General features: G+C 63.3%; 11 protein-coding genes. 8 read left to right on the top strand and 3 right to left on the bottom strand.

Going from position 1 to position 11,353, the window contains the following annotated elements; genetic code table 11:
• The 3 genes from VSR68_RS17725 to VSR68_RS17715 form a co-directional block, all read left to right on the top strand.
• The coding region (locus tag VSR68_RS17725) for a hypothetical protein (RefSeq protein WP_342941073.1) at positions 1-378 on the top strand (378 nt) is incomplete at its 5' end.
• Positions 379-384: 6 nt separating this feature from the next.
• Positions 385-1,398 carry a beta-propeller fold lactonase family protein gene (locus VSR68_RS17720; protein WP_342941072.1) on the top strand — a complete coding sequence of 338 codons (1,014 nt, stop codon included), beginning with the start codon at positions 385-387 and terminating at the stop codon, positions 1,396-1,398.
• Positions 1,399-1,500: 102 nt separating this feature from the next.
• Positions 1,501-2,484: a sterol desaturase family protein gene (locus VSR68_RS17715; protein WP_342941071.1), complete on the top strand. Its 984-nt coding sequence runs from the start codon at positions 1,501-1,503 to the stop codon at positions 2,482-2,484.
• Between the two features lie 35 nt (positions 2,485-2,519).
• On the opposite strand, the gene VSR68_RS17710 is transcribed toward VSR68_RS17715, so the two are convergent.
• A complete protein-coding gene (locus tag VSR68_RS17710) occupies positions 2,520-2,666 on the bottom strand; it encodes a hypothetical protein (protein WP_342941070.1) in 147 nt (48 codons plus the stop codon).
• A 45-nt stretch (positions 2,667-2,711) separates the two neighbouring features.
• On the opposite strand from VSR68_RS17710, the gene VSR68_RS17705 reads away from it, so the two are divergent.
• Together VSR68_RS17705 and VSR68_RS17700 are read left to right on the top strand one after the other, a co-directional pair.
• Positions 2,712-3,593, top strand: coding sequence for an EI24 domain-containing protein (locus VSR68_RS17705; protein ID WP_342941069.1), 882 nt, complete (start codon positions 2,712-2,714; stop codon positions 3,591-3,593).
• Between the two features lie 19 nt (positions 3,594-3,612).
• The gene (locus VSR68_RS17700; RefSeq protein WP_342941068.1) at positions 3,613-4,449 is read left to right on the top strand and encodes a competence/damage-inducible protein A; all 837 of its coding nucleotides are present in this window, start codon (positions 3,613-3,615) and stop codon (positions 4,447-4,449) included.
• 208 nt (positions 4,450-4,657) lie between these two features.
• Here the strand turns inward: VSR68_RS17700 and VSR68_RS17695 are convergent, their stop codons facing one another.
• Entirely contained in the window at positions 4,658-5,122 is a 465-nt protein-coding gene (locus VSR68_RS17695) for a rhodanese-like domain-containing protein (RefSeq protein WP_342941067.1), read from the bottom strand.
• Positions 5,123-5,569: 447 nt separating this feature from the next.
• Between VSR68_RS17695 and glnA the strand changes: the two genes are divergently transcribed.
• From glnA to ntrC, 3 genes are all read left to right on the top strand, one after another.
• A complete protein-coding gene (glnA, locus tag VSR68_RS17690; protein ID WP_342941066.1) occupies positions 5,570-6,985 on the top strand; it encodes a type I glutamate--ammonia ligase in 1,416 nt (471 codons plus the stop codon).
• Between the two features lie 241 nt (positions 6,986-7,226).
• Positions 7,227-8,369 carry a nitrogen regulation protein NR(II) gene (gene glnL / locus VSR68_RS17685; RefSeq protein WP_342941085.1) on the top strand — a complete coding sequence of 381 codons (1,143 nt, stop codon included), beginning with the start codon at positions 7,227-7,229 and terminating at the stop codon, positions 8,367-8,369.
• A gap of 35 nt (positions 8,370-8,404) precedes the next feature.
• On the top strand, positions 8,405-9,916 hold the full coding sequence (ntrC, locus tag VSR68_RS17680; RefSeq protein WP_342941065.1) for a nitrogen regulation protein NR(I): 1,512 nt from the start codon (positions 8,405-8,407) through the stop codon (positions 9,914-9,916).
• A 77-nt stretch (positions 9,917-9,993) separates the two neighbouring features.
• Here ntrC and VSR68_RS17675 read toward each other — a convergent pair whose 3' ends face one another.
• Positions 9,994-11,283, bottom strand: a complete 1,290-nt coding sequence (locus tag VSR68_RS17675; protein ID WP_342941064.1) for an amidohydrolase family protein — start codon at positions 11,281-11,283, stop codon at positions 9,994-9,996.
• Positions 11,284-11,353 lie beyond the last annotated feature (70 nt).

Below are 11,353 nucleotides of genomic sequence, written 5' to 3'. Positions count from 1 at the left end.
ATGTCCGGTTCGATGAGCGGGGTGTGGAAACGGGGCTACGGCGAGGTTACTTGGGCACCGCCAGACGAAAGGGGCGGCAACAGACAAACCGAACCTACCGCTACCGCGCCACATCTCGACTCTACCGTGATTAATCGGGTTTTATTCACTGTTTTATGGCCGCATTCGCGATCGGCATTGGAGTTTTCAAAGGCAGAAATGGGATTGATCCCGCTATTCGAACGTCGACGTCCAGGGCAGCGCACCAACGGCAAAAATGCCCGCATCGGATCACGCGAGACCCTCGCGGCAACCGGCCGCAAGTGCCTGTTTTTCCGCGATCCAGGTCAACCGTTGGGCCGTGCAAACGTTCTACAATGGCGACTTCCCCTGATGTGAGTTTCCATGCGCAAATTTTCCCTTCCCGGCTTGACCAGCACGTTTGCAGCCGGCGCGGCGCTCGTCGCGGCAGCAAGCTTCTTCTCCCCGGCAGTTCATGCGAACAACGTGATCGTGCTCAATTCCGGCGAAGCCACGCTGAGCCTGATCGACGAAGCCACACGTCAGGTCATCGATACCGTGCCGACCGGCAAGGAACCGCATCACCTGATGGCGACGCCGGATAATTCCTCGCTGATCGTCGCGAATTCGGTGTCGAACAATCTGATGTTCGTCGACCCGAAAACGGGCAAGCTGCAGCGCTGGGTCGAAAACATCGAAGATCCGTATCAGATCGGTTTCTCGCCGGATCGCAAATGGCTCGTGACGACGGGCCTGCGCCTCGACCGGCTCGACATTTACCACTACGACGGCCACAACATGACGCTGGCGAACCGTCTGCCGCTCGCCGCGATGCCGAGTCACATCGCGTTCACGAACGACAGCAAGACGGTGTTCATCACGCTGCAGGTGTCGGGCGAACTGGCAGCCGTCGATCTCGCCACTCAGACGGTCAAGTGGAAGATGAAAGTCGGCAAGGTGCCGGCCGGCCTGTGGATGACGCCCGGTGACAAGTACCTGCTCGTCGGCATGACGGGGGCGGACTATGTGGCTGTCGTCGACTGGAGAAACCAGAAGGTCGTGAAGACGATCACGACGGGCAAGGGCGCGCACAACTTCCGCTCGCTCGCCGACGGCAAGCACGTCGCGGTGTCGAACCGGGTAGCGAGCACGATCAGCATCATCGACGAGGACACGCTCACCAACGTCGGCGACATCACGGGCCTGATGCCGGGACCGGACGACATGGAACTTTCCGCGGACAAACGGTATCTGTGGGTGACGTTCCGTTTCGCGAAGCACGTCGGCGTGATCGACCTGAGCACGCGCAAGCTGATCCAGACGATCGCCGTGGGCCGCTCGCCTCACGGCATCTATTTCTTCGATCGCGCGCCCGTCACCGCGCCGAACGGAGCGTAACGCGACACATGACGCGGGCGGCGCGCCTTGCCTGAGCGCCCGCCTGCGAGCCGCGCAGCCACGCGGTAAAGTCACGGTAGGCCGAACGCGACGAAGAGCACCATGTTCCACCTGATCGTTTCCAATCTCGATAGCTTCATCTCGTCGATCCAGACGCTGCTGTACGTCGATGTCGTGCAGCCGTTGCTGTTTCGCTTCGACCTGATGGACTACGACGAAGACACGTACGACAGCCTCTACTGGGTGATCGTCGGCGTGCTGGAAGTGCTCGCGATGTACGCGCTGCTGCGGCCGCTCGAAGCGCTGCGGCCGGTGGAGCAGTGGAGGGACCGCAAAGCGGTGCGGGTCGACGTGCTGTACACGTGGATCGCGAAGCTCGGCATTCTCAACCTGTTTTTCTTTTTCGCGCTGCAGCCGTTTTTCGACTCGGTGCAAGGCTGGCTGCGCCTGCATGGCATCGCGAACATCTCGCTCGACAATCTGTGGCCCGGCGTGACGACGCAGCCGATCGTCACGTTCATCATGTATCTGCTGGTGCTCGATTTCGCCGGCTACTGGTATCACCGGGGGCAGCACGGGATCGGCGTCTGGTGGGAACTTCACGCGGTGCACCACAGCCAGCAGCAGATGTCGCTCTGGGCCGACGACCGCAACCATCTGCTCGACGATCTTTTGCAAGCGTGCTTCTTCGCGGTCATCGCGCTCTTCATCGGCGTGCCGCCGTCGCAGTTCGTCGTGCTGGTCGCCGTCACGAATCTTGCACAGAGCGTGCAGCACGCGAACATTCGCATGTACTTCGGCTGGCTCGGCGAGCGGCTGCTCGTCAGCCCGACGTTCCACCGCCGTCATCACGCGATCGGCTACGGCCACGAAGGCTTGAAGTACGGCTGCAATTTCGGCGTGCTCTTTCCGTGGTGGGACATGATGTTCGGCAGCGCATCGTGGAGCCGCGAGATGGAGCCGACGGGCATCCGCGATCAGCTCAGCGGCCGGCACTACGGCGAAGGCTTCTGGGCGCAACACTGGCTGGCGTTCGTGCGCATCGCGCACCGTATCGGCGGCAAGAAGCAGCGGCGCGCGGCCTGACGCGCGCTGTCGACGCACTTTCTCCATTGCCTTTTTCAGAAGCGCACGCGCGCCCGGTAGTCGTCCGCTTCGCGTGCGTCGCCCGATCCGGCGCAGCGGCGCACGTATCTTGCTGCGCCTTGCTGTCCGCGCCGCAAGTCCTGCATTCGCCGTCCGAACTCGACGTGGTTTATCCTGTCCACGTTTTCTTCTTTTCCCTGCGTTCCGGCTACCGTCACTGACTTCGCATGAATGACCTCTTGCGCTCGTTTGGGCGCGCGCTTTCTTCCGTGCTGCATCCGCGCATGCTCTGGCTGACGTTCATGCCGTTTGCGGCGGCGGCGATCGTGTGGGGCGTGGCCCTCTGGTTTTCCTGGCAGACGCTGATCGGCGCGACGCGCGGCTGGCTCGAAGGCTGGCCGCTCACGACCACGCTCTACCGGTTATTCGACTGGCTCGGCTTTTCGTCGCTGCATGCGGCTGTTGCGCCGTTTATCGTGATCGCGGTTGCGATCCCGCTCATCGTCGTGACGGTGCTGCTGCTGATCGCGACGCTGTCGATGCCCGCCGTGATCCGGCATCTGTCCGCGCGTCAGTTCGCCGGGCTGGAGATGCGGCGCGGCGGCACGTGGTACGGCAGCCTCGTCCATGCCGTCTGGACGACGCTCGTGTGCCTCGTCGTGCTCGTGGTCACGCTGCCCTTGTGGCTGATTCCTCCTTTTTTCGCGCTGATCCCGCCGTTGCTGTGGGGCTGGCTCACGTATCGCGTGATGACGTACGACGCGCTCGCGCTGCACGCGAGCAGCGAGGAGCGGCGCGCGCTGGTGAGCCGGCATCGTTTGCCGCTGCTGCTGATCGGCGTGGCAAGCGGGCTGCTCGGCTCGCTGCCGACGCTCATCTGGGCGTCGTCAGTCTGGCTGATCGTGCTGTTTCCTGTCATGACCGCGGCGACCATCTGGATCTATGCTTTCATCCTGGTATTTACGGCGCTGTGGTTCGGCTTCTACTGCCTTCGCGCGCTGCAGCGGATGCGCGCTGAAGAGCACGGCGCGAACGGTCATCACGGTCGCGATGGCCCACACGATGGTGGTCCTTACGGTGCGCGGGACCCGGCGCGCATTTCCTACTGACACTCGACAAGAGGCTGCAATGGCATTTGGCGTCATCATCATCGGCGATGAAATCCTGTCGGGCAGGCGCGTCGACAAGCATCTGCCTAAAGTTATCCAGCTTCTGAGCGCGCGCGGGCTGTCGCTCTCATGGGCCGACTATATCGGCGACGATCCCGCCCGCATCACGGCGACGCTGCGCCGCTCGTTCGCATCGGGCGATATCGTGTTCTCGACGGGCGGCATCGGCGCGACGCCCGACGATCACACGCGCCAATGCGCGGCCGCCGCGCTCGCCGTGCCGCTCGAACTGCATCCGGACGCGAAGGTGCTGATCCAGGAGCGCATCCGCGAGATGCATCCCGCCAACGCGCCGACACCCGTCGATTTCAATTCGCCCGAGAACCTGCATCGTCTGAACATGGGGACGTTTCCGCGCGGCGCGTCGATCATTCCAAACGGCTACAACAAGATTCCCGGCTTCTCTGTCGGCGATCACCATTTCGTGCCCGGCTTTCCGGTGATGGCGTGGCCGATGATCGAGTGGGTGCTGGATACGAAGTACGCGCATCTGCATCACTCGACGCCGCATGCAGAGAAGTCGCTGCTGGTTTTCGAATTGCCTGAGTCGACGCTGACGCCGTTGATGGAAAAGATCGAGCACGACTTTCCGGGCGTGCGCGTGTTCAGCCTGCCGAGCGTCGGCGATGCGGAGCGCGGCGGCATCTATGCGCGCCGTCACATCGATCTTGGCGTGAAGGGCGAGCCCGAGGCCGTCGCGGCGGCGTTCGTGAAGCTGCGCGAAGGCGTGCATCTGCTCGGCGGCGACATCGTGGAGCCGGAGGTGGCGATGGCACAAGCGCAGCCGCGCGGCTGATCGCGTCGAGGCGATATCGGCGCTGCGAGCGGCGCACGCGTTCTGAGGAACATCATTCGCGTGTCACATCGCGCGCGGACGATTCAAATGGAACCGCAAGCGACGCAAACAAAAGCGGCGCACGGTTAGCACCGTGCGCCGCGTGATTCCGGGAAGCCGTCGGCTTCGCTTCTTCGTATTCGTTTCTCGTATTCGAGTCGTAAGTGTCTTACGCGCCGATCCACGGCAGGCCGCGGAAACACCAGCCCGATACCGTCTTGCGATGCCCCTGGCCATCCTTGTCGCCTTCGAAGCCTTCGAGCAGATCCAGCGCCTTCGCGAAGCCGGCCTGCGTGGCGGCAATCGCGGCGAGCTTCGAGCGGGCGGCGCTGCGGCACAGGAACAGCACGGGCGTATCGGGTGTCGCGACCTGGCGCAGTTGGTCGATGAACTCGACATTCGGCACGCCGCCCGGATAGCGCGTCCACTCGACATGCGCATACTGGCCGTCGCCGACGACGGGGCGGCCGACCCAATCGAGCTCGGCGCGCGTGCGGACGTCGACGAGGCGGGTGCGCGGGTCGAGTTGCAGAAGCTCGAACGCTTCGGCAGGCGTGACGGCGCCCGCATACGGAAGCTGGTTTTCGACGCGGCGCTTTTCAGCCTGGCTGTACAACTGTTCGAGCGTACTCATGACAGCAGATCTCCTCGGAGCCAAAAAATCATTCTAGCAAGCACGCGCACGCCGGGACGCACAATCGGAAGCGACGGTCGACGGCACGCGGCAGTGCTTCATTCTGGTGCAAAATGGGCTTCATGCACCAAAATAGTCTATTAAGCAGGTGCGGGTTTTTATAATGCACGACGATGGTGCAAAACCGCGGTTTCTGGCCGCGCAATTCCCGCAAACGGTGTGCGCTGATTCCCCGCAAAGGCGCGTCGGCGTTGGCGCTGCGACGAGCCGGCACGTGCTCGGCAAAAACATGGCATGGAAGCTGCTTTAATGGTCCCGATCAAACTGGCCCGACGCCAGAAACGGTCAACCCACGAGTGCCGGTATTCGAGGGGTGGACGCGTCGGGGCTGGTCAGCTAGATTGGGCGGCGGTCAACCCGCCGAATTCGTTAATCAGGAGATAGGTTATGAGTAAATCCGTGGCCGACGTCATGCAACTCGTCAAGGACGAGGACGTCAAGTTTGTCGACTTCCGTTTCACCGACACGCGCGGCAAGGAGCAACACGTTTCGGTGCCGGTGTCGGCATTCGACGAAGACAAGTTTGAAAGCGGCCATGCATTTGACGGTTCTTCGATTGCCGGCTGGAAGGGCATCGAAGCATCGGACATGCTGCTCGTGCCGGACGCGAACACCGCCTACATCGACCCGTTCTACGAAGAGTCGACCCTCGTGCTGACCTGCGACGTCGTCGAACCGGCTGACGGCAAGGGCTACGAGCGCGACCCGCGCTCGCTCGCGAAGCGCGCCGAAGCGTACCTGAAGAGCACGGGTCTCGGCGACACGGCCTTCTTCGGTCCGGAACCGGAATTCTTCATTTTCGACTCGGTCCAGTGGAACACGGACCAGTCGGGCTGCTTCGTCAAGATCGGCTCGGAAGAAGCACCGTGGTCGTCAGGCAAGGAATTCGACGGCGGCAACACGGGCCACCGTCCGGGCACGAAGGGCGGCTACTTCCCGGTCGCTCCCGTCGACACGTTCCAGGACATCCGCTCGGAAATGTGCCTGCTGCTCGAGCAGATCGGCATTCCCGTCGAAGTCCACCACCACGAAGTGGCGGGCCAGGGCCAGAACGAAATCGGCACGAAGTTCTCGACGCTGGTTCAGCGCGCTGACTGGACGCAGCAGCTGAAGTACATCGTCCACAACGTCGCGCACACGTACGGCAAGACGGCGACGTTCATGCCGAAGCCCATCGTCGGCGACAACGGTTCGGGTATGCACGTTCACCAGTCGATCTGGAAGGACGGCCAGAACATGTTCGCAGGCAACGGCTATGCCGGCCTGTCGGAATTCGCGCTGTTCTACATCGGCGGCATCATCAAGCACGCTCGCGCGCTGAACGCGATCACGAACCCGGGTACGAACTCATACAAGCGTCTCGTGCCGCACTTCGAAGCGCCTGTGAAGCTGGCTTACTCGGCACGCAACCGTTCGGCATCGATCCGTATTCCGCACGTCGCGAATCCGAAGGGCCGCCGTATCGAAACGCGCTTCCCGGATCCGCTCGCGAACCCGTACCTGTGTTTCTCCGCGCTGATGATGGCGGGTCTGGACGGCGTGCAGAACAAGATCCATCCGGGCGAAGCCGCGGACAAGAACCTGTACGACCTGCCGCCGGAAGAAGACGCAAAGATCCCGACCGTGTGTGCCGGCCTCGACCAGGCGCTGGAAGCACTCGACAAGGATCGCGAATTCCTGACGCGCGGTGGCGTGTTCACGGATGCGATGCTCGACGCTTACCTCGAACTGAAGGAAGGCGAACTGCAACGCGTGCGCATGACCACGCACCCGGTCGAATTCGAACTGTACTACTCGCTGTAAGAGGCGCTGCGCCTTGCCTGCGCGTGCGCGGGCAGGCGTAGCCCCGACGCTGCGATCGGTCATGAAGGGACGGCGGCGCCGTCCCTTTTTTGTTGGATCGAAGCGATGACTGTTGTATTGCAGATCGATGTTGCTGTATTGAACCGCGTGCGCTGAAGCCCGCTTCACCATCGCTGCCGGCGGAAGCCAGCGCTCGAGCGCTTGCTGCCGCCCCATGCAACGCTCTCTACCCGACTGCAAGATGGTACTGAAGAACCTGATCAAGGCCAGAAAAGGGCATTCCGACGCGCTGTCGGACGATGTGCAGCTCGTCGAGTCCGGTTTGCTGCCGGGCTTCGAGGCGCTGCCGACGGTCGTGCTCGTGCTCGACAAGCGAACGCTGCGTGTCGCGTTCGCGAACCCGTCGGCGGAATCGATGCTCGAAATGTCGCGCCGGCAACTGACGCAGATGGCGTGGCCCGAGATCTTCGCGAACGGCGAGGAGCTGACGGCGACCATCGCCGCGATCGCCTCTCATCGTTTTCACGCGACGCATCTCGATGCCGTGCTCGAGCGTCCCGGTCACGAGCCGCTGCATGTGCATGCCGTCGTCGGCTTTCTGGAGAGCGCGCAAGACTACGTGCTGCTCGAGCTCTTCGAGAACGAGCGGCACCTGCGCTCCGATCGCGAAGAGCGCATTCACGATCTGACGGCCGTCAACAAGCAGCTGATCCGCAATCTCGCGCATGAGATCAAGAATCCGCTCGGCGGCATTCGCGGCGCGGCGCAACTGCTCGAATTCGAACTCGGCGAGCGCGAGCGCGACGAGCTGCGCGAGTACACGCAGGTCGTCATCAAGGAATCGGACCGGCTGCAGACGCTCGTCGACCGGCTGCTCGAACCGCATCGTCATCCGCATATCGTCGGCGACGTGAACATTCACGAAGTGTGCGAGCGCGTGCGCGCCGTGATTCTCGCGGAGTTTCCGCGCGGACTCACGGTCGAGCGCGACTACGACGTGAGCGTGCCCGATCTTCGCGGCGACAAGGAGCAACTGATCCAGGCGCTGCTGAACATCGTGCGCAACGCGGCCGAAGCGTTGCGCGAACGCATCTCGCAAGGCGATGCGCGCATCGAGTTGCGCACGCGCGTCGCGCGCAAGGTGACGATCGCGAAACGTCTTTGCAAGCTGGCACTGGACTTGCATATCGTTGACAACGGGCCCGGCATTCCCGAAGAGATCCGCGAGCGCATCTTCTATCCGCTCGTATCGGGGCGCGAAGATGGCAGCGGTCTTGGCCTGACGCTCGCGCAGACATTCGTGCAACAACACGAAGGTATGATCGAAGTGGAGAGCCGTCCGGGTCACACCGAGTTTCAGATCCTGCTGCCGCTCAACTGCTGACACGACACGCAATACAAGACTTCTGACGGACCTATATGAAGCCGATCTGGATAGTAGACGACGACCAATCGATCCGCTGGGTGCTCGAGAAAGCACTCGCGCGCGAGAACTTCGCGACGCGCAGTTTCGCGAACGTCCGCGAAGCCGCGGGCGCGCTGGAACACGATAGCCCGCAGGTGCTCGTCTCCGATATCAGGATGCCGGGCGGCTCCGGGCTCGAACTGTTGCAGACCGTGCGCGACCGCGTGCCGGGACTGCCCGTCATCATCATGACGGCGTTTTCCGATCTCGACAGCGCCGTCGCCGCATTCCAGGGCGGCGCATTCGAATACCTCGCGAAGCCGTTCGATGTCGACAAGGCCGTCGAACTGATTCGCCGCGCCGTCGACGAAAGCGTGCGCGGCGAGCATACGTGGGACGACCGCGTCGCCGAAGCGCCGGAGATGCTCGGCCAGGCGCCCGCGATGCAGGACATGTTCCGCGCGATCGGCCGGCTGTCGCATTCGGCGGCGACCGTGCTCATTACGGGCGAATCAGGCACCGGTAAGGAACTTGTCGCGCGCGCCTTGCACCGACATAGCCCACGCGCGAGCGGTCCGTTCATCGCGCTCAACACGGCGGCGATTCCGAAAGATCTGCTGGAATCCGAACTGTTTGGCCACGAGCGCGGTGCGTTCACGGGCGCGCAGGCGATGCGCCAGGGCCGGTTCGAGCAGGCTGAGAACGGCACGCTGTTTCTCGATGAAATCGGCGACATGCCATTCGATTTGCAGACGCGTCTGTTGCGCGTGCTGTCGGATGGGCAGTTCTATCGCGTCGGCGGACACAACCCGCTGCGCGCGAACGTGCGCGTGATCGCCGCGACACACCAAAATCTCGAATCGCGCGTGCGCCAGGGGCTGTTTCGCGAGGACCTGTATCACCGGCTGAATGTGATCCGCTTGCGTCTTCCCGCTTTGCGCGAGCGCAGCGAAGACATTCCGCTGCTGACGCGCCACTTCCTGCAAAAAAGCGCACGCGATCTCGGCGTCGAGCCGAAGCGCGTGTCGGATGAGGCGCTGGCCTATCTGACGTCGCTGCCGTTTCCGGGCAATGTGCGGCAGCTCGAAAACCTCGCGAACTGGCTGACGGTGATGGCGCCCGCGCAGACGATCGAGGTCAAGGACTTGCCGCCCGATCTCGTGTCGACGCAACAGGCGGGCGCGGAGCTGGTGTCGTCCGGCGGAGCGATGCCGATCGATGCCACTTCGGGCGCGGCCGTAGCAAACGGCGCGGCGCCGCTGCTGGGCACGCCCGCCGTGCAGGGCGGCACGGCGATACCGTCGCCTGTCGCCGCATGGGAGAACGGGCTGCGCACGGAAGTCGCGAAGCTCTTGCGCGAGAATGCCGCCGATGTGATGGACGAGCTGTCGCGCCGTTTCGAGGCGGCTGTGATTCGCGAAGCGCTCGACTTCACACGTGGACGCAAGGTGGAAGCGGCGGAGCGCCTCGGCATCGGACGCAATACGATCACGCGCAAGATCCAGGAGTTGAACCTCGAATCCTGATTGCTGGCGCTTTCATCGCGCTCACGTGATGGAAACCAAAGCGGCTCGACGGCGCGACGCGCCATCGAGCCGCTTTTCTATTCGCGATGCAGCTTGAAGTCCACTTCCTCGGGCCGCCCTTCGAGCGACAGCTGCGCCCGCGCCGCCGGCGCGCGGCTCACCACTTTCCCTCGACTCACGACGGCGAGCCGCGCCGCGCGCAAGCGTATCGCTTCGACGGCATCGCGCGCATCGAGCACGACGAGGTTCGCATCGCACCCCGGCTCGATGCCATAACGCTCCAGCCCAAGGATACGCGCCGCGTTTGCCGTGACGGCATCGAAGCACGCATGTATCGCGTCGACGCCTGTCATCTGCGCGACGTGCAGACCCATATGCGCGACTTCGAGCATGTCGCCGGAACCGAGGCTATACCACGGGTCCATCACGCAATCGTGACCGAACGCGACGTCGATGCCCGCCGCCATCATCTCCGGCACGCGCGTCATGCCGCGCCGCTTCGGGTACGTATCCGAACGTCCTTGCAGCGTGATGTTGATCAGCGGGTTTGCAATGGCCGCGACGCCCGCCTCGCGCATCAGCGGCAACAGCTTGCTGACGTAGTAGTTGTCCATCGAATGCATCGACGTCAAATGCGAGCCCGTCACGCGGCCTTGCATGCCGAGACGATGTGTTTGCGCCACGAGCGTTTCGATATGGCGCGACATCGGATCGTCCGACTCGTCGCAATGCATGTCGACGCGCAAGCCCTTTTCGGCCGCGAACTCGCATAGCAGACGCACCGACTCCGCGCCGTCCGCCATCGTGCGCTCGAAATGCGGAATGCCGCCGACCACGTCGACGCCCATCGCGATCGCGCGCTTGAGGTTGTCGAACGCGCCCGCGCTGCGCAGCAGCCCGTCTTGCGGAAACGCGACCAGTTGCAGATCCATATAAGGCGCAACGCGGCGCTTCACTTCGAGCACCGCTTCGACGGCGAGCAGGCGCTCGTCGCACACATCGACGTGCGTGCGGATGGCCAGCAGCCCGCGCGCGACGGCCCAATCGCAATACTGCAACGCGCGAGCGACGAGCGCTTCCTGCGTGAGATGCGGCTTCAGCTCGCCCCATAGCGCAATGCCTTCGAGCAAGGTGCCCGACGCGTTCACGCGCGGCAAGCCATACGACAGTGTCGCGTCCATATGGAAATGCGCATCGACGAACGGCGGCGTGACGAGCGAACCGTTCGCGTCGATTTCTTCGCGCGCGGTGGCCGCGAGCGTCGGCTCGACGGCGGCGATGCGGCCGCCCTCGATGCCGATATCGACGAAGGTGTTCGATTGCGCCGCGCTGCGCGGCAATACGGCACGACGGATGATGAGGTCCATGGGCGGCTCCTTTGCATGATGTCGATTCTATCGGCGGAACAAATGCGTGTGGCGCTGATCCGCATCGTCC

The sequence above is a fragment of the Paraburkholderia phymatum genome (assembly GCF_038900715.1).
Classification (GTDB): Bacteria; Pseudomonadota; Gammaproteobacteria; order Burkholderiales; family Burkholderiaceae; genus Paraburkholderia; species Paraburkholderia phymatum_A.
This window is presented reverse-complemented; position numbering and strand designations above follow the sequence as displayed.